This window comes from Enhygromyxa salina (genome assembly GCF_000737335.2).
Lineage (GTDB): Bacteria > Myxococcota_A > Polyangia > Nannocystales > Nannocystaceae > Plesiocystis > Plesiocystis salina_C.
In genome coordinates this window covers 76913-99031 of the sequence record NZ_JMCC02000018.1, presented here as the reverse complement: position 1 = coordinate 99031, position 22119 = coordinate 76913, and the positions used below count along the sequence as shown (strand labels likewise).

Below are 22119 nucleotides of genomic sequence, written 5' to 3'. Positions count from 1 at the left end.
ACCTTCTGTGGTTTCGCGGCGTCTGCTTCGACTCAGACGGGGGGAGAGTCGGTGAACGCGAGGTAGTAGCCCTCTGGCGCGCTGACTGTCTTGCCCATCGGCGAGTAGTCGACCGAGGCACCTCGCACCGCGAGCACGCCTTGAACCGAGTGAATCGCCGCGTACAGCTCGCTGCGATGGAAGGCACCGCCGATCACGGCGTTGCGGGGGACCAAGAGGCCGTCGCGCTCGTCGTAGAGCGTTGCGTGGACCGCCGCTTGGACGTCTTGCGGGATGTAGCTTGGGTCCAGCTCGAGATCGAGGTTTAGATAGCGGTACAAGGGCAACGCTTTGACAACCTCGACGCGCGCGCCGGGCTCGGCCATGTTCTGCAGATAGGTGCGCAGGTCCGGGGAAGGGTCTGCGAAGCCCTCGCAGACAATCCAGACTTTGACGAGGGCGTCCTCGCCATCAGCGTCCCAGGCCCAGCGCGCCCGCGCCTGGACAACGCCGCCGTAGCGGGCAGCCTCGACCTCGAAGTCCGCGAGCGAGACGAGGTGACCGAGCACGCGCAGGCTCTGGATCGCTTGCTCGCGGGCCTGCGCTGGGGTTGGGGGATCTTCGCCGCCCGTCGCGGGGAGCGGATTGGAGACCGACTTCACGCCTGGGATGGGACGGACCAGCTTGTTGATCGCGTTGGCCTCGACGTTGCCGCCGGTGCCAAAGCGGTAGGTGGCGACGACGTTGTTGGTGCCGGTTGGGAGCCGCTTGCCGAGCTCGCCGTCGCCGAACTGTATGTGCGTGTTGTGGTCGGCGTCGTGGCGGATGACGTAGATCTCATCGGTTGGGGTGGCGCCGTAGAACGACAGGGCGCGGGTCCATTTCAGGCCGTTGACGTAGACCTCGAGCTCCGGTTTGCGGCCGCCGGGGGCGAAGGGATCGGCGAGGTAGGTGAGCGGGGACCTGGCGAGCTGGAGCGACTGCCATGGCTGCGCGGCGTTGCCGGAGCCTATGATCTCGCGGTTGACGGTCTCGCCGCGAGTGACTTTGGTTAGGCCCCACAGGAAGGTGATCGGCTTGACGAGCTCGCCTTGGAATTGTGTATCGAGGATCTTGGTGATGGTGATGTGGGGGGTGTCGTTGAGGGTGGAGCCACCGCCCTTCGCGGGGACGGCGTTGCCTTCGGCGTCTTGGATGATGATGTTGGTGTCGGCGGCGGGGAGCGAGCTGTCGGGGCTGAGGGTGACGGGGCTGGGGATGTTGAGGAGGTGGTTGGCGGTGACGGTGCGCGTGGGGATCCGCTCGATCGTGCCGGCCTTACGGGCGTCGAACCAGACTCGGATGAGGCTGACGGGGTTCTGATAGCCGATTACGGAGGCCGCTGCGATCGTCAATTGCGTTAGTGGGAACGTAGCCTCTTCGAAGGCTCCCGCGCCGAACCCCGTGTTGGTCACGCGACACGCCATGATCTTCACGCCTGCCTCGACAATAACGACATCCCCCGCCGAGATACTCGAGTATAGGCCGTCCAAATAGAGAATGGCATCAGCCCCGAGAAACTCGTACGAGATCTTTCCGCTAGGGTTACCTAGCCCCGCCGACGAGGCCATGACATTGACCTGCAGTGGCTCTCCTGCCGCCGCACCTAGTCCCAACGTCTCGACGAATTCCCCGACAGCATAGCCCATCCCACTATCCACCAACGCGGTAGCGACAGCCGCATTGTATCCGTCTCCGACTTCGCAGTATGCTCGATAGCCTGCCACGATGCTCGAGTTTCCCAACGGAATACCGACAGCCTCTCCGACGATTTCAGCAGCACTCCATATGCCCGCTCCCGAGGACACCACCGCGCCCTCATAGATACCATTCCGACCCGCAAACTGCCGCTGCGAATCCGTCTCCAAGGCTGTGGCTGGAGTCGTGAGCACATCCGAGGTTGCCGCAATGCCGAGCCCCGGGCTCATTGCCAAGTGCGACATGTCACAGATCAATGGCCCGGCCGGAGGCAGGACCGTATGGAATATTACTTGAAAATCCAGCATGAGTCTACTTTCGGTTGTCTCCCAGAAAATGCCATGGTAGCGTCGCGCGTCATGGACAACAAAGGTCTTACTCTGGTCGCGCTCTTGGTCTTCTCCGGTTTGAGTTGCACCTCAGGCGGCGAATCAGGTGTATGCGTCGCTGGAGAGATCGATTGTGAGTGCAACGCGGGTCTGTGTGTGGTCGGAGGTATTTGTGTAGGGAACGTGTGTCTGGAGGAACCCGAGCCTACTTCGTCCGAAAGCGACAGCGATCTTGACTCTGGAGAAAGTGGTGATGGGGATGGGGACTCTGGTGATGGCGATGGGGACTCTGGTGATGGCGATGGCGATGACGACTCTGGTGATGGCGATGGCGATGGCGATGGTGATGAAGGCAACTGCGAGGCCGGCGAAACATGGTGTGACGGAATCTGCGTGGATACGTCCATTGACCTAGAGCATTGTGGATCCTGTGGTCATGCCTGCGAGGTTGTAGACGGAAATGGCGCTTGCAGTGAGGGAGTTTGCGCGCCAACCCTCGGGAACTGTGTCGCTACCGGTGAACCCTTGGTGAGTTGCAGCGAAGCCTGCGCCGCCCAAGGCAAAGTGTGTGCGGCGGGTGGATGTGGTGGGAGGACGCTGACTTGGCACGGAAATCTCGACTCGTGCAACTCGTTTATCGGAAGTGCCGGAGGTGGCCCGTGTTCCCTCCCAACGGAGCCTGTCACCAACTACTACCGCTGCTGCTGCGGCGAGCAATAACATCAAACCACCTCCCGCACGCGAACCACCACCGTCCCCCGCTCCGGCCAGCGGGGGTCGTTCACCACCCGCAAGATCTGCCCACTCCCCACCCCAAACTCCCCTTCACTGAATTCCCGTCGCCCCGTCTTCTCCCGCGCGCGGAGATCGATCCTCTCCACCGCCCGCACCCCCGCGACGCTCTGAACCTTCGCCTCCAGCGAGCTGCGACGCAGCGGCGTCCCAAACGTGAAGTTATCCGGCGCAAAGAAGCCACCAGGCCCGGTCAGCGCCGACAAGACGTCGGCCTCGACCTGCCCGGCGTAGTACCCACCACGCAGGCAGACTTCAATCCATAGATCGAGGTCAATGTAGTCCGGCGCCGCCAACACGTGGACGTCGCGCCCAACCTGCCGGACGCAGTCCATGACATCCTCGAGCTCTTCGTGCTGATCCGCGGTCATCGTGAACGCCCCCTTCGGATCCGCAGCCACAAACACCGTCAGCCAGCTCCCGGTCCAGCGAAAGCTCGCGTTGGCCCGCTGCACCCAGTCCAGCCGCTCGGCCAGGCGTTCGTAGTCGGCTGGCGTGACGGCGCTGAGCCCTTCATGCCGGAACGCAACCGGCGCGAGCAGCTTTGCGCGCCGCATGTCTTCGGGGTCAACCCCTGTCGTCACGTCGAAGGGGTTGGACACCGCGCTCAGGTCAGGGGTGAGCGGCGGCGCACCGTCAACCGGATTAAACAAGTGCACGATTGCCCCGGCCCCCACGTTGGCGAGCGACCCCGGCCCGGAGCGATAGCGGACCCGGAACACTGTGCCGTCCGCCGGGGTCCGCCCGAACTCTCCGTCGCCAAAGCGAATCGTGTATCCGATATTCGCGGCCCAATCCTGGTGGACGAGCTCGGTCCCGTCCGGCTTGCGATAGCCAATGATCCGCCGCCAGGTTCCGTCCTCGAGCGTGAAGTGCTCGTCGTCGCCGATCGAGTCGAGCAGGGTCCTTCGCCAGACCCACTGCTTGTCGCCGTCCCACTCATCGAGGTCGACCGCGCTGACCTCTTGCAGCTCGATCTCGGGCACCGAGGCGTTGAGCTCGCCAAGCCAGCCAAGGCTGAGCGCCTCGCATTGTCGCGGTGAGTAGCGAAACAGCGGCGGCCGCGATGTGGCCAAGGAGTTCAGCGGCCCTTCGCGCTCGACCACGTCTTCGGCCTCTGCGACGCTGCCATCGCCACGTACGCTGAAGTACTCCGTGAAGGTCGCGCCTGCGGTGGCGGGGACGACGTTGGCCTTGACGGTTGTGTTGGCGATGACCATGGGGCTCGGCAGCGCCTCGTCTTCGGACCAGGCCACGCGGGTGACGTTCTGGCCGGCAAGGGCATCGACCATTTCCTCGTATTCGGTCACGTGGACGAGGTGTCGCTGTGCGGGCGAGCCGTCGGCGGGGTCCTCGTGGAGTACGAGCATGCGGCCATTGACGTCCCAATCGCCCGTCCCGCCGGCGAACCCAAGCAAGAACATCTCGGTCGCACCTTTGGCGAGCTTGGGCTTGGCGCCGTCGGGCTCGTAGGCGGTCAGGGTGTTCCACGCCTCTTCGAGGTTGAACTCGCGCGGGTCGCCAGTCTCGGGCAGATGAACGTCGCGCAGGCCTTCGCCGAATTCGAAGGGGATCGGCGCCTCACCCATTCGGTGGGCCCAGACCTGGGTCCCGGCGTCCACGGTGACGCTGCCCTGCCCCGGCGCGACGTCGAGCTCGAGCACGGTGGTGGGACTGAGGCCATCGTGCATCTCGTAGTCGAGCAGGCGCACGAGCTGACGAAGCGAGCGGCGCTGGCTGAGCTCATCGAGCACGCCCTCACGGATGAAGCGATCTTTTATATAGTTGAACTCGTCGCCGATCGCGGCCATGAGCTCGAGCATCATCACGCCAACGTCGGCGTCGCTGCGGTGCGTCCATAGCGGGTACTTCTGTGTGGCGTAGTCGAGCAGGGCCGTGCGCAAGCTGGTGAAGTCGCGTGCGAGCGGGTTGAGCTCGAGGCCGTCGGCGGGCTCGGGGCAGCCCTGATCGGCGGGCACCAGCTTGCAGTCGAGCGAGCTCGGGCAGGCCTGCTTGAAGCTGAACTCAGCGGTGTGGTAGTGCCAATCCAAGAAGTCTGGATCGGTGATCTCGAGCTTGTAAGTTGAGAAGTCCCCCGGCTCGGCCACGGTGATCTCGAGGTAGACCCGCCCACCAAGCTCCTTCCATTGTGCCTGCGTGATGGTGGCCTCGGCCAGCTTGGTGCCGCCCGTAGGGGCCCAGATCCGCAGCTTGGTGGCGTCATACGCGACCGGCAAGACACCCGCGACCCACGGCACGTCCAGGGTGTCCGGCGCGAGCAGAAACCATACGCGCAGGACAGTTTGGTCGGCGGGGTCGACGACCTCGACGAAGTCGATGCCGGTCAGCTCAGTCTGCGCGCACAGCAATGTCAGGCGATCTTCAGCCATCAGCTCGTGACCTCCAAGTTGAGATGACGCTGATCCATGCGCGCGTAGAGCGTGTAGACGATGGCGACGTTCAGTCGCGCGTCCACGTTCTCGACCTGGACGTCGTCGACGCGGATGAGATCGCCAAGGGTCTCGCTGAGCGCGTTGTAGATCATGGTCTGTGCCAGCGTAGCCGTGGCGGCGGTGATGGGGCTATGGACGAGTCGTCGAATACCAGCACCAAACTCAGGCTTATAAATACGCTCTCCTGGGTTGGTTAGCAAGACCTGTTCGATCAACTGTTGAACATAATCGGGGTAGTCGGTCTCGACGCGCAGGCGCTTGCCTGCGACGTCGTCCTGGACTGGATGATGAAGAGCTCGGATGGGCGTTCGCATGGTCACGTCTTCACATTCCGTTGCCGCGGGTGTCGCCCTGGACGACCGTCATTGTCCCGGTCAACTGGGTCTCGGCGTCGACTGAGACCCCGACCGAATTCGTGCCTAGGGTTGGCATGTTGTTGACACGGACCCGCTGGTTCGACAAGAACCACAGACCAGTACCACCCGCGAACAAGACCGTGTCAGTTACGAGTCCAATATACCCTTGGGCGGTACGGGCTCGGCGGTTGGTTGAGATCCTGCTTGTACCGCGCTCGGCCAAGTGCGACTGCACACCCGCCGGAAAGCTGGAGAATTTCCCTGCCATGGTCTTTGCTCCTCAGGTTACCGACATGGCCCCGTCATGAACGTCGAATTTGGTCACGTTGAGCGCCGTCTTCATGGTCTCGACCTGATGCACGATCTGCGTCTTGGCCTTGCCGCGAATCTCGCCCCCCTCAATCTCGAGGATGGTCTGATTTGCGTTGCTTATCGAGATTTTGTTGGCCTTGTCGTCGATGCGAATCTCGATCTTCTCGGTCTTGATCAGCTTGATGTGCGGTTCGTGGTCCGCTGGCGCGATGTCCTTCTCACTCCAAAAGCATCCCGTCCAGATCGGCAGGCTAGGGTCCCCAGCCTCGAATTCGACCCAAACTGAAGTCCCCTCTTCGGGCAAGAAGAGCATGCCGCGGTCCTTGCCTGCGTACGGTACACACGGCAACGCCCACATCGGGACCTTGCCCATGATCGTAGCCTGAACCTCGATTCGGCCCCGGTGGTCCGGGTCCTCGTTGTTGACGACGATGCCGCGGTACTTGCCGTAGAGGCGGCCCTCGAGCGCGTTCAGGGTCTCGTCGTCTTGGTCGAACTCGCGCGTCATAGGTTGAGCTCCTCGGTCTGGTTCTTGGAGTTGCTGCGCAGGGTGACTTGCATCCAATGTCCGACCGCGTTGATGACGTGGGTGACGTCCGTGGCTTGGTACTTTCCCGCGACCCCACAACCACCCCCGTCGACCTCGAGGACCTGGTGCGGCTCGACGATGCCCTGAAGCATGTGCGCGCTGGTGAGCGCCTCCGCCCGGATGTACCAGCTCGCCTCTGTCGCGGCCGCGAACGCCAGCCATTGGTTGATGTCGGGCTCGCCGTTGCCGCCAACGGTCATGCAGCGGTCGCCCTGGTTGTCGCCCTTCCCCAGTGACTCACCCTCGGTTCCTCCTGTGCCAGCCACCCCGGGGCCGTTGTTCTGCGAGGCGTCGAGGCTTGTGGCGTCTTCAGTCTCGCTCTGGGTGCCATCGCCGAGATCTTGACCGTAGGAGGTGGCCGAGGTCGGGGCCTCGTTGTCCGATGTCACGCTGAAGCTCACAACCGTCTCGCAGCTCTCCGCGTCGCCAAGGATCGAGAACTTATGGGCGTCTGTATCACCCAGCACCAAGCCGTCGAAACCCTCGGCGCTCGGCGGTCCTTTGCTGGTCTCCCGCTCTGGCGAGGCTTCGATGTGAGCCTTGGTTGTGATCTTGAAGCCCGGGTTGGGTGCGAGCGACATGACGTCGTAGGTCAGCCAAAAGCAATACGCGCTCTTCTTGGTGAGGTCGTACACTGCCTCGAGGTCCGTGCCTCGATAGTTGAAGGAGAGCCCGTTCTTCTCGTACTTTTTGATGCCCTGCCCCACACTTGGGCTCTTGCTGATCGGGCTCACAAGCCGCTCGATGATCTCTTTGGTGTCGCCGTTTTCTTGCGAGGGAACGTTGTACCGGTTGATCCGCGTACGGACATCTTGACCGCGGATCTCAAACCACGATCCCGAGCCCCCAACGTTGATGTGGAACTCGGCGTTCTCGATCTGGCCGCGCACCAGACACCTCAGGTCGGCGGGGATTGGCCCCCCGGGCTCCGGCGGGGCGCCGTTGGCCACCAAAATCGCAATGCCCCGGGACTTGGAGAACAGCTCCTGCGCCTTCTCAGCTGCGTCTTTGTCGTCAAAGTCTTCCTGAAAACGGATCGCAAAGGTGGTCTGCTTGCTCAGATGTTGCTCGACCCGGATCTCTGTGATCGCGCTGTCGTGCGTGGGGTCGAGCGACCCGAACTCATCGGAGTCTGGGTCCCCGCTCTGCATCAAGACTATCGCGCCAAAGCTCATGGTGGGTCCATCAGTACGGGGTTGGGATCTTGATCAGCTCGACCTCGGCCAGCTGATCGGGCAGTAACACATCGTTGAGTTCGCAGATCTTCCAGTACGCGCTGGGGTCGCGCAGGTAGTAGTTGGCCAGATGATCGAGGCGTTGCCCCTCGCGACGTATGTGCTCACCGAGCTCCGCCAAGGGTGGTTGTTTGGCCCGCCCCACACGCTTGACCTTGCGGCCTTGTTCATCGGTGACCTCGACGATCGAGGCGTGGCGTACGTAGCGGCTGTTCTTGGCGTAGAGTGACATGTTGATCCTTCGAACTGGCCCCGGGTCAGAACAACGGCGGAATACCGCTCGCGCGCTTGGCCGCGTTGATGGAATTGAGGATCGCCAGCTTGTCCTCGTTGAGTCGCGTCCAGCTGTACGCCGCGGTAGCGATCTTTTGGGTGATGTTCTGGTGACACTTGAAATTGTCGGGAGTCATCACCTCGAGGCCAAGCGCGACCGTTGCGTGCAAAGGCTGAAGATCTGGGGAGTAGAGCGTCTCTTCAACGCTGTAGCTGGTCACGCGCACCGGGACAATGCGGTTGACACCCCACACGAACAGCACGATCGGTACGGTGGGCCGCTCGACCTTGCAGCTGGACTGTCCTGCGAGGGCCTTTGCGTTGCGGACCAGATCACCAAACAAGCCCTCGCTTGGGTAGGTCAGCTTCTTGAGCGCGGCCAGCTGGTCGCCAATGCCGTACTTGGTAGCGATGGGGTTGCGACCCTCGAGATCGTCGGTCGCGTCGAGCTCGACCGAGAGCGTGAAGCTCTCTTTGGGGTTGAAGGGCTGGACCATGGGCATCTGGGCCCCGCGCTGGGTCTGGTCGACCTCGGCCGGGTTCCAGGGCGTGACGGTGTGGCTGATCTTCGTGGGGTTGTATTGAAACAGCACCACGTTGGGCAGCACGACCCCGACGATGTCCTTGACGAGCTGGATCAACGCGCCTTTGTGCAGCCCTGGCTCTGGCCTTCCGAATTCGGTCATGGTGAGTCCTTCTTGCCGTTGCGAAGCTGTAGGGCGATCGCACGGGCGATCGCTTTGGCGCCTTGGTGACGCAGCGCCTGCTCATCGAGGCGCAGTCGCATACCGCCGATCCTGGTGGACCCAAGCGCTGGGTTGGCTGCCAGCTCGTCCCCAAGCGCGTGGCCGATGTCGTGCGTGAGCTGGTGTGGATCGCCAAGCCCAAGGCTGCTCGGGGCCCGCAGGTGGAGGGCGTCGATGCGAACGTTTGCGTGGTTGGGGGTGTCAGGCATGGTGGCGCAACCTCTCTCGCTCGCGCTCGCTGAGCGATCGCCCTTCTTTGCCAAGCTCGCGGTCGATGCCCGCCACCAGGTGTTCAGCCGCGAGCGACTTGCGGGCGCGACGGGCGATGAACAGCGCCGCGAGCACGGCGTTCTTGATCTGCGCTCCGGAGATCTCGACGGCGTCTGCGAGCACGGCGATGGCGGGTTCGAGCGGACGAAGCAGATCGGCACCAAGCAGCTCGCCAAGCACCTTTCGCCATATCGCCCGCCGCTGGGCTGCGTCGGGCCGTCGAAAGCTCAACACATAGCGAATCCGGCGAATGAACGCGGGGTCGATGTTGTTCTTCTTGTTGCTGGCTAGCAAGGCTATGCCCTGGTAGTCCTCGAGCAACTGCAGCAGGTAGTTTGTGTCGGTGTTCGCGTGACGATCGTGCGAGTCCTTGACCTCGGTGCGCTTGGAGAACAGCGCGTCGGCCTCGTCGAATAGCAAGACAGCGTTCATGCGACCGGCCCGCGAGAAGATCATGTCGAGGTTCTTGGCCGTCTCGCCGATGTATTTACTGATGACCGTGGCGAGGTTGATGCGGAACAGATCGAGCTGGAGTTCAGCGGCGACGACCTGCGCGGCCATGGTCTTGCCCGTTCCAGGGGGGCCCGTCAGTAGCGCCACGAGACCGGTACCACGCGGGAACAAGCGCCGCGCCGCGGGCTGCTCCCAGAAGCTCGCGCGCTCGGCCGCCTCGAACGCAAAGTCCTCGAGGGTCTCGCGTACTTGGGCCGGAAGCACCAGATCCGTCCAGTCAAACGGACAATCGAGCAGGCGGCCAAGCTCGCCGAGCCGACCACGGGTCTGCTCGCGGGCCATGAGCGCTGCCTCGCTCGGGTCCGCTGGCATGCGCCGACCGATCTCGGCGATATCACCGACGGCGAGGCGGTGGCGGCTGGCCAGGCTCTCGCGCTCGCGCTCGGGCCAGGTGACGCTCGCTGGCACCAAGCGGCGCCAGAGCTCCCGCCGCTCGTCCAGCGTCGAGCTTGGGATGACCACGTGCTCGTCGACGACGCCGACCTGGCGCGAGAGCTCGCTTGGGTCCTCGCAGGCGACGAATTGCACGTGCACCGGATCGACGCTGCGGGGCCAGCGACGGCTGACGCGGCTGCCGTACCAGACTGGGATCAGCCCACCCAACATGCACATCCGACATGCACGAACATAGAGCTCTGGCCAGGCCGCGTCGTCGATCTCGTCGGTGTCGATCAGCAGCGCGCTGGCGCGAAACTGTTCCGCGGCCGCGGACGCGAGGCTGCGACGACCGCAGCCCGGCGGACCTATGAGCACGACGCGGATCGACCGACGCTGCTCGAGCGCAGTCTCGATCCGCTGGCTGACATGGCTGAGCGGCCAGCTCTCTAGCTGCGGCTGGGCGGCGCCGAGCTCCGCGACGCCGATGAGCTCGGCGTCGAGGCGCAGCTGGCCCTGCAGGCGCGCGCGAACCATGGGATCGACCGTCAGCGGCATCGGTTGGCCAGGGCCCCTGTCGACACAGCGCACCAATCCCCAGGTCGCGAGCTGGCCGCCTTGGTGCCACAGCGTCTGGCGCCCCCACCCGAACAGGCGCGCGGTCAAGGTCTCGGTTGCATAGCAGCGCTCCGGGCTGCCTTGCAGTCGAGCGTAGAGCGGGCCGAGCTCGGGCTCGAGCGCGACGGCGAGGCAGGTGATGAGCAGGTCGAGCTCGCCGACCGAGAGCGAGAAGATCTTGGCGATGTGAAGCAGTGGGTCGCTCTCGTCGCCAATGCGCTGCTGCTCGAGTTCGCTGATCCGTTGGTTGGCGGCCGCGCAATTGCTGTTGCTCTCGTAGTACTCGAGCTCGCCGGCGAGATCGTCGGCCCTGCTGTGCCCTTCGACTTGTCCCGCGCGCACGGCCTGCTCCCAATCGAGCCTTCGCGCAGCGCGCAAGCGAACCAGCTCGACGACCCGCGCGAGCACGGGGTGCTCGGGTGGTCGGGCCTGCTCGGCGCGAACTCGGTCAATTGGGATCGCAGAGGACATGGCGGTGATCAAGGCAGCTCTGTCCAAAATGGCGCCGACTCGGCGCCGTTTACGATGATTCGGGTCGCGTGGTCGCCGGCCTCGGTGGTGTCAAACAACGCTTGCAAGGTCAACTTGGTGGGGCTGTCAACCTCGAATTGCCCGGCTTCGTCGAGGTCCTCGACAGGGTTGAGCGCCTGCGCGACGTAGACTTGGCCATCGACGATCACGCTCAGTTCGATGTCGGAATCATCGAGCGCGAAGGTCGGCTCGATCTCCAGCTCGAGGCGGTTGGTGCCGACCTGCACTACATTCTTGATGCGCGGGATCACGACCAGCGCGACCTCGTTGCTGTCGTTGGTGATCGGGACGAGCTGGCCCCCGACCATTCGCTGCTCGAGGGTCACGCTCAGGAACGCGGTATAGATGCCAGGAAACACATCGAGCACGGTCGGGGCGTCAAGCTCGTTGATGAAGGTCAGCTGTTTTCCGATGTCGAGTTGAAGCTGGCTGTCGGTGGTCGTCAGCGCCCAACCAGCGAGACCGTTCGCGGCGATCTGGAGATCGACGGGAACTGGACCCCCTGTGCCGTCTGGCTGCGCGACGCCGGTCCATCGCTGATTTCGCAGCCACAGCTGGCGCGACTGCCCGGAGAGGAGGTTGTGACCAAGGAGCTCGAGGCGATTGCGAACCGGATCGGCGCTGTCACCCGAGACCCGCGCAGGCGATGCCTGGACCAACTGGGCGCCCCCGCCCGCGGCGGCCGGCAGCGTGAAGGGCAGCTCACTCTGGGTGCACTCGAAGTGCGGCGAGCCCATTTGATAGAGGAATGTGCCAAGGCTCAAGACCGGCGCGGGCATGTTCGTTGGCGCATCGGGCTCGAGCAACATGACGCGAACCTCATAATAGGCCGACAGTCGCGCGGTCTGCTGATCTTCGGTGCCCCAGAACGCGATCGCGTCCTCTGGCGCGGTTGGCCGCATGATGATCTGCACCGGGTTGTTGTGGCCAACGAGAGCCGAGGGCAGGATCGTCTCGTCGTCGATCTTGGTGCTGTCGAACAACACCGGATAGTCGTGAATGGTCTTGAGCGCGTAGCCCATGATCCGCTGCTGGGTGAGCGGGTCAAACTCGGGCTCGGAGGACTCGTGGTGGGCCGTGAGGATGTAAAACAGACACAACCCCATGGGCGTGCGGGCGATGCTGCGCGGGTTCGACCCGGGCCCCTCCATGTTCTTGTAGTACGCCTCCTCAGCGACGTGATACATGTAGAGGCTGATCTTGTTGGTGACCGAGCCGACCTTGTCGGGCGGCTCGGCCGTGACTGTGACGTTCGCGCCAGAGTCAATGTTCTTGTTGATATTGTCGCCGAGCAGCTTCATCAAGCCGGTCGTGACCAAAGATAGATCGATCAAGGCCATGATAGTTGCTCAGCGGTAGCGCAGGCGAAGCCGCCGGCGATTGGGGAAGTGGCGTCCAAGGGGTCCAATTTGCGAGATGCTCTCAATGTCGAGCTTTCCGTTTGCGTTCCGTTCCGGGCCGGTCACTGGGGAGGGGGCGGTGGCCTGGGTTGGCACGATCTCGATCTCGACGCGGCCGATGCTGACGCGGGGGCTGACACCCAGCGCAGGTGCGCGGGCGGGCTCGCCCAGATCTGGGATGAAGGGCTTGGGGGTAGCGATCTTCGGCGCGACGAGGAGCAGGCGCGGGATCGGGGGCCCGGCGGGCTGTGGCTCGAGGCTGGGAGCGGGTCGCGGCGCGACGCCTGGACGAACAGGGGCGTGAGGCTCGTAGGGGACCCAGGGCGAAGCCGCCGGGCTGGCCTTGGCGGTAACTTGGGGCGAGCTTGGCAGGGCGCGGGGCTCGAGTGGGGTGGTTGGCGGGCGCGTGAAGGGCAAGCTCTTGGCGACCTCCTCGACGTCGGTACCGCGCACCTGCTCATCAAAGAAGCGTGGAAAGGGTGCGAACAGCTCGCCGGGATCGAGGGGCTGGCGCTGCGTTGGCGTGCTGACGTCAGGCTCGAGCGCGGACTCGGTCGGTCGCTGTTCGAGTTGGCGAACCTGCGAGTCGACGGGCGCCGGGCGCTCGGCGGGTTGGAGCGCCCCGGGTGCAGCGACGACTGGCTGAACCGGGGACACCACGCTCGCGGCGGTGGACGTGGAATGGCCCGCCCCGGTGGACTTGCGTTGGACGCGTGAGGGCGTCTCCGGCAAGGACGATATTGGCGATACTGGCGATACTGGCGATGCTGGACTTGGCGCGCGCACTCCAGGCGGCGAGGACACTCCCATGGGATCGCTGGATCCGCCACCAATCACTTCAGGGTAGCCGAAGGCACCAAGCTGGTCGTTTGCGACAACCGGAGACCGACTGCGAACAAATGGCACGGCTTGGGTCTCGCCTCCATCGCCAGCTGCGGGCGAGAAGCGCTGAACGAGGCGGTTGAGATATGCACTCATCAGCGGGTCCTCTCTCGCCGAGCGGCGCGCTCAGCGGTGATGAATTCCACATAGGCCCGACGATCATCGCGGGACAAACCCAGGATCTCCGCCTGACTCCAGCCGTAGCTACAGGCCAGGTAGTGGATCTCTTGGGTCAGGTAGCGCCGCTCTTGCTCGAGCGCGCGCAGAAGATACTGCTGAATGTCGAAGCGAACCGCCCGCGCCTCACCGCATTCGTGGCAGGCGATCATCAGCTCGTGATCGACGGTAGGCCCAAGATAGGCCATCGCCGCTTCGACGCGGTCCCAGACTTCGGTGGGCATGTCCCCAACTGTTCGGCGGTCGGCCTCGCTGCCGTCGAGAACGCACCGACGCAGAATCTCGACCCGGGCCCGCTCGGGGTCGAGTCCAGCTACCTCACGCTGATCGTGCCCGTTCGGGAGCCGAAACCGAATTCCGTCGTCGAGCTCATAGACGCAGCCATCGTCTGGCCCCGAGATGATGCCGAGCTGTGTACGGCCCTCGTTGCTGGGCTGAGAGCTAGCGACCATGGCCGCGAGTGAGAAGCTGACCGCGGTGCCCTCGTCGCAGTGATCGCAGGGCACCTCGGTGTCAATTCGGTCGCTGAAGGTCGCCGCATAGACGCCCGCGAGCAGACGATCTCGATCGCACACCGACAGCTGCCACGCGCTCCCCGGACCCACGCAGGTCCCGGGCACCTCGACCAACAAGCGGTCGAGGAGCTCGGTCGCCGCGAGCCCCCCGCCGGCCACGAGCGCCTGCTCATCGTGTCCGCATAGCGGGCGCACGCAGGCCCAGCGGCCGGCGGGGAGGCCGGGATCGAGTCGCACTTGCAGCATGATCGGTACTCGAGGAGGTCGTGGCTTGGGGCGTCGCTACGTGCCGCTCAGAACTCGGCGGGCTCGTCGAGGTCGATTCGGACGAAGCCCTCGTTCTGGATGACGATCGTCTCGAACGCGATGGCGTTGGCGTTGGCGTCGAGCTCGGGCAAGGCGGTGTACTCCGACACCCAGCACCTGAAGATCTGGTACTGACGCACGATCTCACCTTGGAGGTTGAGCATCTCGATCGTCAGGTTCTTGCGGAGCCCAGCGAGCGAGACAGCCCCGTCCCCCTCGTTGCTGTAGACCTTGGACGCCCAATCTTGAAACTCGGGTGCGAAGGTCAGACCACGCTCGAGCGTGATGGCCTCGAACTTCGAGGCGCCAGGAGACAGGCGTGGCGTGCTCAGATCGTTGCCTTCCCGATGGCTGACAACTTCGGTCGAACGCTTGAGCGCGCTGACCTTGCTGACCCCTGCGACGACCTTGTCGTCGAAGCGAACGCGGAACTTGAAGTTCTTGTAGGGATCGATGCGGTTTGCGGTGACCGTGAACTGCTGTACGGGCATTGTGAAGCTCCTTCTGGCGCGAATGACGGACCCGGATTAGGTCTGAACCTCGCCGGCCTTTTGCTGTAGGGTGATGACCACGAACTCGGCCGGCTTGAGCGGCGCGAAGCCGATCACGACATTGACAATGCCAAGGTTCACGTCGTTTTGGGTGGTCGTGTCGGCGTCGACCTTCACGAAGTAGGCGTCGCTCGCCTTGGCGCCCGCGAACGCACCGCGCTGAAACAGGCCGTTCATGTAGGCGCCCGCGGCCTGGGCGAGCTGCCGCCAGAGCGGGGTGTCGTTGGGCTCGAACACCGCCCACTTCAATCCACGATAGAGGCTCTCCTCGATCATCAGGGCCAGGCGGCGGATCGGCACATATTTGTATTCGTCGTTCCCGGAGTTGTCGAAACCGACCATGGTCCGCGCACCCCAGCTCACGATGCCGTTGGGGAACGCCCGAATCGCGTTAACCGCCAGCGGGTTGATGATCCCGTTGTCGGCGTCGCTCATGGCGTGCTCGATGCCACGGACCCCGAGCAGGTTGGCGTCGAGACCGGCCGGCGCCTTCCAGACCCCGCGCGAGGCGTCGGTCCGGGCCATGACGCCCGCGATCGCACCCGATGGGTCGATCTTCTTGGTGCCCGCCCCCCAGCTGACCTCGAGCCGCGGCCAGTAGGTGGCGGCATGATCGGTCGCGATGCCGATGCGGAACTCGGCGATGTTGGTTTCAACCTCCTGGATCGTGGTCCACGACGATGGCGCATCGACGAGCACGATGGCGCGTCGGCCCATGGCGAACACGCTGGCGATGGGCCAGAGCGCGGCCCGGTCGGCGTCGCTTTGACCCGCGGCCCGGGGGAGCACGAGAATGTTGAACAGGTCAATCTCGCGACCCGCGGTCACGAACGCAGCTTTGTAGTCTGCATCGACCGGCTTGGTCCCGTTGTCCCCTGCGCCAGCGTCGGTCTGGTAGCCGGGCAGACCGGTGCCGCCGAGCTGGTAGCGAGTGACGTTGGCAGCGTCGTCGAAGTATGCGTTGAAGCCCGCGTCCCCTTCGTTGAGCACCGCGGTGACGTCGCCTTGGTCACCGTTGAAGTTGGCCTTCATGACCAAGCGATGTCCATGGCGCGCGGCGACCCAGTCAATCGAGGGGTGGGCGTTGATCGCCGAGACCAGCTGATCGATGTTGAGCTGGAGGGCGCGCAAGGTAGGCTCCTCGCCCACGGGTGCGGCCATCGTGCCGCTGGCCGCGGTCCAACTGGGCGAGAAGCTCTCTGCGGCACCCAACACCGCGTCGTCAAACTCGATCGGGTTGATCGCCGACAGGTCCGAGGCCATGAACGCCCCGATGCTCCCCTGAAATTCGCCGACCGACTCGAAGCTGAGGTTCGAGAAGTACCCAGTGGGCGCCGGCCGGCGGATGGCGTAGCCGCAGACCTCGAGGGCACCGAGCGAGCTCGTCATGTTCATCGCAGCGCCGATGTCGTCGACGCCGTTGACCGATGCGAAGCGAATCCGTCGGCCGCCGTCGACGCTGATCTTGTAGGCGTAGTAGGTCGCCGAGCCATCGACGTCGAGCGCGGTGACGGTCACGGTCTTGCCTTGTGAGGCGAGGGCGAGCTCAATGGCGTCGTTGATCGCGATCGTGGTCGCCGCGCTCACGCTCACGGGGACCATGGGGCCATCGTCGGCGCTGACCTGAAAACGGCCGGTGCCGCCCGCGGCGGTGATCGCCGCGCCCAGGTTCTTGTCTGGGTCGGCGTTGGGCTCCATTTGTCCCCAGACCGTGTAGCCGTCGATGATCGCCGGCGCCTCGAGGTCAGTCGCGGTCACCAGCGCGGAGTTCTGCGCGAGCGTGCTGACCACATAGTTGCCGTGGTTGGGGTCCATCGAGAGGTTCTTGAACACTTCGCTCACGACCACGACGGGGCTACCGCCTGTGTCGGTGCCCCACAGCTGGACCTCGAGGTTGAAGGTCATCTCTGGCGTCGCGGTGTTGTAGTCGACGATCGCACGGAGGCTCTCTCCAATGGTGCCTGCGCTGCGAGCGGTCAGCGTGAGGACGTTGGTGTCGTCCTGGTTGGCGAGGGTCACCGCGGATGACGTCGCATTATTGGCGATGCGCATGATCCACGCTTGCGACCCTCCGTTGAGGAAGAACTGCGTGACTTGATCATGCAACTCGCCCGAGCCGTTGGTGGCGCCGAACTTGCGCTCGTAGTCTGTGAGGCTCAAAACACGGGTCGGTGTGCCCATGGGCCCCTGGTCTGCCATTCCAATGAACAGCGCGACCGAGGACGAGACACCGGTTATCGTTCGTGAACCGGACGACACCTCTTGAATGTAAACGCCGGGATAGCTCACCTGTACAGGCATGTCGTTTCTTCTTCCTCTGCGATTCTTCCGTGTGAGCGCACGAGCGAACGCCCGCGAACAAATCAGCTACTGAAACATGGACATTGCGACGAGCGTCGCGTTGGTCGTGCTGCGCAACCTGACACAGCGTCGGCGCGCGCGGTACTGTCCTTTGGTGAAGCTGTCCGAAAGTGAAGGTTTCACTCACCGTTGGGCGGGTGACAGTCCGGGGGGAGGGACAGTAGCTGCGACCGCAAGTCGTCAGTACACTCGAGCCAACGAGGTGAACGGCAATGTCTCTGGCGGTACAATTCAACATCCATGACCTCAACGCGCTCGACGGCGTGACCGAGCTCCCCGCGCCCACCGAAGGGGGGACCGTGACGAAGTCCGTGAACACCCAAGGTGTCGTGGTGATCGACGCTGCGGTCAGCGAGCTGTTTGGCGCGTTCGACCCGGGGAGCTTACTCGGGGCCCGGTCCGGCGATTTTGTGCTTCAGACCATGCAGATCTCGAGCACGGGGACCTTCTCGAGCGGGACTGTCAACGTTGCGATCGTCGGTCCCCAGCCACCCGACGCTGAGGGGGCGCCGTATCGCTTCGTCTTTCACACGCTCACGGGGCCAGACGACTTGTTCGAGGGCGGCAAGATCATTCCTGCGGGATACAAGCTGTCGTTCATGAGCGACGCTGTTGGACCTCACGTCGTGCGCCTGACCCTGTGGCCGGTCGCCCGCTTGGAGCAGATCTCCGCGTTGATGTGAGTACCTACCCTAGAGCGCCAATCAGTTTGAATTCACGACGCCAGGCACATCTGGGGCCGCTCCTGCCGTTGTCGGTCGGCGCTCGCAGTATGCCGGATACAGCTTCGGCCTCCCTCCTAGGCAGGAACGGCCCCAGACGCACCTGACGACGCGACTCCAAACTGATCGGCGCTCTAGGAGCCCGTGGGGCATTGCACCACGGGCTGCTAAGTGGGCCCACCCTCCTGGGCGAGCAACCGAGCGAGATCATTGCGAGAGTCGAGCTCGAGCTTGCGCAGCAGGTTGGCCGCGTGAAATTTGGCGGTTCGTGGGACCACGCCGAGCACGGTTGCGATGTCCTCGTAGCGATGCCCCTGAAACAGCCAATAGAGGACCTCACCCTCCCTGGGCGTGAGCTGCTTTTCGCCTGCGAGCCGACAGACAGCGGCTTCAATGCACCCCGACGTGCGGTCGGCGGCTGGCGCGGTCTCGCGGATCGGCTCGAACACGATGGAGCGGTCGAGTGGGGGGGCAGAAGCTGGCCTGGACACCGGTGGCTGACGGGACGGCGACGCGAGCCGGCGGCGCCATCGAAGGGTGCAGGTGAGCGCGTTCGTGAGGCTCTCGAGCAAGGCGGCGCGCGCGATCGGCTGGACGAGACAGTCGACGGCGCCCCCCCGCAGAGATTGGGCAATATCCACAGCCCCGCCGACCCCCAATACTACGACTGAAGCGCAGGCTGCCTCCGATGAGCGAAGCGCCGTGATCACGCCGGCGCTCCAGCCACAGCCGCGGCGAACGGCGATGACGCCAACGTCACACGCTTTATCGAAGTCGATCCGGACGCCCGGCCCGGCCCGGCGAAGCTCGCAACCTTGACCCTCGAGGGCTTCGGAGATCTCGTTACTGCTCGCGGGATCGTCAGCGACAATCTGCACGACGGCGTGCTTCAGCGTCACGTGGGTGGTGATGAGTTCGTTCATGGCGTCGAGTAGTTGAACCCTTCACCCAATGTGTAGAGCCCAAACAATCGCCAGGCTTTCTGCTCTGCCCCAACGATTCACGCTATTTCTCGGACTTGCGCCGCACCGCGCCGCTTTGCTGGATCGTGTGGGTCAGCTCGTGCGCGACCAGATGACGCCCCCGCTCGCTGTTGTAGTCGAGCTGGCCGGACCCAAAGAAGAGATCTCGCCCAACCGTGAACGCGCGGGCGCCTAGATTGTTCGACAGCGAGGATGCCTCGGCGCCTTGGTGAACCCGCACATCACCAAAATCTGCGTTGAAGCGTGGCTCGAAGTAGGACCTCGCGGAGTCTGGTAGCGGCTGGCCGCTACTGGCTCGCGCGCGCGAGATCCTCGAGTTGGCCTGCGGGCTGAGGGTTGGTGTCGCTCCACCACCATCGCTTGGGCTGCGACGTAGCTCCTCGTCCCCTTGGCAACTGGCGCATGCCCGCTGCACACCCAAGGCGCCGCTGCTCAGCTCGCCCTCGAGCTCGCCGCCACCGACGACCGCGGTGGCGATGGCGTCAGCCTCGCGTTCGTAGGCATCATCGACGGGGCCGATCTCGAGTTGGTACTGCGGTGCGACTGGGGCGGCGGTGATCTGGGCCGTATTGAACGTTGGCGACCCCAGCCCCGCAAAGGGTCGCGGGCGGCGTTCGCTGGCCTGCGAGCTGCTGTGCTTGCTCAATACTGCGAATCCCATCGCGACGATTATGGGCGGGTGGTCGGTGTCGGTCAAGCTGGCGGTGAGACGGGGGAAGAGCCCATCCAACGTCCAGCATGTCTGACAGCATGTCTGACGATGACGTGGGCGAGCTTGCGCTCATCGAGCCCGAGCGAAGCTCACGGATCGCTACAGACCCCTTCGTCGCAGACGAAGCTGACCCCATTCGCATAAAACCCATAGCTCTCGACCATCAGATCAAACAGCATGAACACATCGTCCGGCACGTTCTCTTCAGCAAACCCAAACCCAAAGTCCGAGTCCGTCACCGTGACCCCAGCCCCACCATTATTGAAGTCCCCAACCCACAGTCCGCCGCCGCCCGTCCACATCCCGCCGCCCGCGGTATTGTGAATCACAACCGAGTCGCTAATCGTGCACTGCGCCGCGGTTTGGCAGCCATAATTGATACTGATCGCCCCACCGCCGCCGCCCGCGACATTGTCGATCAATGTTGTATTGCTCATATGAAACTGGCCATACATGAAGATCGCCCCGCCGTCCTGGGACGAGACGTTGTCCATGAACGTGCAGTCGTTGATCGTGACCACTGGAACGGTGCCGTTGCCGCCGCCGGACACACACAGCGCCCCGCCAAGCACGGCCTCGTTCGCGTCAAACTCTAGATTCTCGAGCAGCGCCACCCGCGGAACGTTGAACTGGTGCCTGATGTGGATCGCCCCGCCACAGGTCACGTTGAAGCCAGACTGGACCGAGCCCGTGCCGCCAGTGAAGGTGATGTCGCGGATCGTCACGTCGTTGGTGTTGGTCACCAACGCCGCGCCCACAGCCGGCTCCCAGATCGTCTGGCCTGGGCCCGCGCCTTGGATCTCGATGTCATCGTCGACGGTGACGTTCTCGTCGTAGGTGCCGGGGCAGATCTGAACGAGCGCGCCGTCGGGCGCCGCGAACACGGCGTCGGCGATCGTTGGGTAGCGGGCGGACTGGCCGCCCATGAGCGTGAGGATGACGGGGTCGAGGTTCTCGTCGCAATCAAAGCCTGGACCGGGGTCTCCGTCGCCGTCCCCGTCCCCGTCCCCGTCGCCCGTGTCGCCATCCCCGTCGCCGTCCCCATCCCCGTCTCCGTCACCCGTGTCGCCGTCCCCGTCGCCAGGGTCTCCGTCTCCGTCCCCGTCTCCGGTGTCCCCGTCTCCGTCTCCGTCTCCGTCTCCGTCCCCGTCCCCGTCCCCGGTGTCGCCGTCGCCCGTGTCGCCGTCTCCGTCGCCAGAGTCACCGTCCCCATCCCCATCCCCGCTCGTTTCAGTGCTGGCTTCGTCCGCGGCACCGTCGTCGCCACAAGCCAACGGCGCGAGCGCCAGGGTCAGAGCGGGGATACAAGACAACGCGCGCGGAAGCTTCATTGCATCCGTATACCACCCAGACTCAGCCAAGCGTGAGCCAAATGTCCGAACCTGTCTGGCAACGCCAAGCAGCGGGTCAGCTAATGCGAATCTTCAACGCAGCCGCCCGCAGCTCGAAGCGAGCCGGCAACCGCCCAACCTGCTCCCCGTCGATCTCGATCGGCACATCGGCCTCGTCCGAGACCGGCACGAACTCCACAGCGGTCGCGTGCTTGTGCGAGATCCCCTTCGTCCGCATGTGATTGCCACCAAACACCTTGGCCAGTGTCGCGGTCAGCTTGGTCCGTGACATCCCCTCGACCGTGACGGCGTCAAATCGCCCGTCGTCAATCTTGGCCCCGGGGGCAACCCACATCCCCGCGCCAAAGTATTGACCATTTGCGACGATCCCAAGCGTCAGGTCGATGCGCTGGTCCTCGGGCTGGTCATCGAATTTCATGCGAACTTGGACATTGCGCCAGGCCCGAATTCCCTTGAGCGAGCCCAGCACGTATTTGAGCGTGGGCCCTAGCTGCGAGTCCGAGCTGTTGACCCGCCGGACAACCTCGCCGCTCACGCCCACGCTGGCTACATTCAGAAACGGTCGAGACCGGGTCTGGCCGCTTGGGTCGGTGTATCGGGCGATGCCATAGTCGACAGTGCGCGGCTGCACACAGCACAGGCGCTCGACCTGCCTACGCATCCGTCGACGCCCAAACATGCGCTGAAAGTCGCCCCCGGTGCCGGCGGCCAAGATCGCCAGGATCGCGTCAGGAAACCGATTCGCCCCGTGCTCGTCGACAAACCCTGACAGGACCTCGTTGGTGGTGCCGTCGCCGCCCACGGACAAGATCGTGTCCGCCCCCGCCTCGAGCGCCTCGCGGCACAGCTCGGTCGCGTGACCGGCGGCCTCCGTGAAGCGGACCTCGAGCCCCGGAAAGTGGACCGCCAGCGCCTCGTGGACGTGGTCCCACCGCTTCTTGGCCGCGCCGCTGCTCGCCGTGGGGTTGATGATCGCCGTGGTCTTGCCAGCGGGGACCGTCTCGGGGGTTGGCGTTTGCGCGGCAGTGTTCATGGTCGGTCGGTCCGCTG

The 22119-nt window shown here is 64.2% G+C and carries 21 protein-coding genes; 2 read left to right on the top strand and 19 right to left on the bottom strand.

Annotated elements, in window-relative coordinates; all coding sequences use genetic code 11:
• Positions 1–32: 32 nt before the first annotated feature.
• The gene (locus DB30_RS09005; RefSeq protein WP_146658338.1) at positions 33–1373 is read right to left on the bottom strand and encodes a baseplate J/gp47 family protein; all 1341 of its coding nucleotides are present in this window, start codon (positions 1371–1373) and stop codon (positions 33–35) included.
• 904 nt (positions 1374–2277) lie between these two features.
• On the opposite strand from DB30_RS09005, the gene DB30_RS42195 reads away from it, so the two are divergent.
• A complete protein-coding gene (locus tag DB30_RS42195) occupies positions 2278–2460 on the top strand; it encodes a hypothetical protein (protein WP_052547823.1) in 183 nt (60 codons plus the stop codon).
• A 307-nt stretch (positions 2461–2767) separates the two neighbouring features.
• Here DB30_RS42195 and DB30_RS08995 read toward each other — a convergent pair whose 3' ends face one another.
• The 14 genes from DB30_RS08995 to DB30_RS08930 form a co-directional block, all read right to left on the bottom strand.
• Positions 2768–5227: a baseplate J/gp47 family protein gene (locus DB30_RS08995; RefSeq protein ID WP_052547821.1), complete on the bottom strand. Its 2460-nt coding sequence runs from the start codon at positions 5225–5227 to the stop codon at positions 2768–2770.
• On the bottom strand, positions 5227–5604 hold the full coding sequence (locus tag DB30_RS08990; protein WP_146658336.1) for a GPW/gp25 family protein: 378 nt from the start codon (positions 5602–5604) through the stop codon (positions 5227–5229). Before DB30_RS08990 ends, DB30_RS08995 begins: the two co-directional genes overlap by 1 nt.
• A gap of 10 nt (positions 5605–5614) precedes the next feature.
• Complete coding sequence (locus DB30_RS08985) at positions 5615–5782, bottom strand: hypothetical protein (RefSeq protein ID WP_153258258.1); 168 nt, start codon at positions 5780–5782, stop codon at positions 5615–5617.
• 144 nt (positions 5783–5926) lie between these two features.
• A complete protein-coding gene (locus tag DB30_RS08980; protein ID WP_052547819.1) occupies positions 5927–6466 on the bottom strand; it encodes a phage baseplate assembly protein V in 540 nt (179 codons plus the stop codon).
• On the bottom strand, positions 6463–7722 hold the full coding sequence (locus DB30_RS08975) for a hypothetical protein (protein WP_052547817.1): 1260 nt from the start codon (positions 7720–7722) through the stop codon (positions 6463–6465). The genes DB30_RS08980 and DB30_RS08975 overlap by 4 nt, the downstream gene beginning before the upstream one ends.
• Positions 7723–7732: 10 nt before the next feature.
• Positions 7733–8014: a hypothetical protein gene (locus DB30_RS08970; protein WP_052547815.1), complete on the bottom strand. Its 282-nt coding sequence runs from the start codon at positions 8012–8014 to the stop codon at positions 7733–7735.
• A gap of 25 nt (positions 8015–8039) precedes the next feature.
• Positions 8040–8741: a CIS tube protein gene (locus tag DB30_RS08965; RefSeq protein ID WP_052547813.1), complete on the bottom strand. Its 702-nt coding sequence runs from the start codon at positions 8739–8741 to the stop codon at positions 8040–8042.
• Entirely contained in the window at positions 8738–9010 is a 273-nt protein-coding gene (locus DB30_RS08960) for a hypothetical protein (RefSeq protein ID WP_052547810.1), read from the bottom strand. Before DB30_RS08960 ends, DB30_RS08965 begins: the two co-directional genes overlap by 4 nt.
• The gene (locus DB30_RS08955; RefSeq protein ID WP_146658335.1) at positions 9003–11048 is read right to left on the bottom strand and encodes an ATP-binding protein; all 2046 of its coding nucleotides are present in this window, start codon (positions 11046–11048) and stop codon (positions 9003–9005) included. Before DB30_RS08955 ends, DB30_RS08960 begins: the two co-directional genes overlap by 8 nt.
• Positions 11049–11056: 8 nt before the next feature.
• Positions 11057–12448: a Pvc16 family protein gene (locus tag DB30_RS08950; protein WP_052547807.1), complete on the bottom strand. Its 1392-nt coding sequence runs from the start codon at positions 12446–12448 to the stop codon at positions 11057–11059.
• Positions 12449–12457: 9 nt separating this feature from the next.
• Positions 12458–13165 carry a hypothetical protein gene (locus DB30_RS08945; protein WP_052547805.1) on the bottom strand — a complete coding sequence of 236 codons (708 nt, stop codon included), beginning with the start codon at positions 13163–13165 and terminating at the stop codon, positions 12458–12460.
• A gap of 320 nt (positions 13166–13485) precedes the next feature.
• Positions 13486–14328 carry a hypothetical protein gene (locus tag DB30_RS08940; RefSeq protein WP_052547803.1) on the bottom strand — a complete coding sequence of 281 codons (843 nt, stop codon included), beginning with the start codon at positions 14326–14328 and terminating at the stop codon, positions 13486–13488.
• Positions 14329–14375: 47 nt separating this feature from the next.
• Entirely contained in the window at positions 14376–14879 is a 504-nt protein-coding gene (locus DB30_RS08935) for a phage tail protein (protein WP_052547802.1), read from the bottom strand.
• A gap of 36 nt (positions 14880–14915) precedes the next feature.
• Complete coding sequence (locus DB30_RS08930; RefSeq protein ID WP_146658333.1) at positions 14916–17240, bottom strand: DUF2586 family protein; 2325 nt, start codon at positions 17238–17240, stop codon at positions 14916–14918.
• A 272-nt stretch (positions 17241–17512) separates the two neighbouring features.
• On the opposite strand from DB30_RS08930, the gene DB30_RS08925 reads away from it, so the two are divergent.
• Positions 17513–17983: a hypothetical protein gene (locus DB30_RS08925; protein ID WP_052547798.1), complete on the top strand. Its 471-nt coding sequence runs from the start codon at positions 17513–17515 to the stop codon at positions 17981–17983.
• Positions 17984–18189: 206 nt separating this feature from the next.
• On the opposite strand, the gene DB30_RS08920 is transcribed toward DB30_RS08925, so the two are convergent.
• The 4 genes from DB30_RS08920 to DB30_RS08905 form a co-directional block, all read right to left on the bottom strand.
• Positions 18190–18945 carry a LuxR family transcriptional regulator gene (locus DB30_RS08920; protein WP_052547796.1) on the bottom strand — a complete coding sequence of 252 codons (756 nt, stop codon included), beginning with the start codon at positions 18943–18945 and terminating at the stop codon, positions 18190–18192.
• 82 nt (positions 18946–19027) lie between these two features.
• Positions 19028–19666, bottom strand: a complete 639-nt coding sequence (locus DB30_RS08915) for an eCIS core domain-containing protein (RefSeq protein ID WP_146658332.1) — start codon at positions 19664–19666, stop codon at positions 19028–19030.
• A gap of 140 nt (positions 19667–19806) precedes the next feature.
• Complete coding sequence (locus tag DB30_RS41310; RefSeq protein WP_052547792.1) at positions 19807–21048, bottom strand: right-handed parallel beta-helix repeat-containing protein; 1242 nt, start codon at positions 21046–21048, stop codon at positions 19807–19809.
• 76 nt (positions 21049–21124) lie between these two features.
• On the bottom strand, positions 21125–22102 hold the full coding sequence (locus tag DB30_RS08905; RefSeq protein WP_052547790.1) for a diacylglycerol/lipid kinase family protein: 978 nt from the start codon (positions 22100–22102) through the stop codon (positions 21125–21127).
• Positions 22103–22119: the final 17 nt, after the last annotated feature.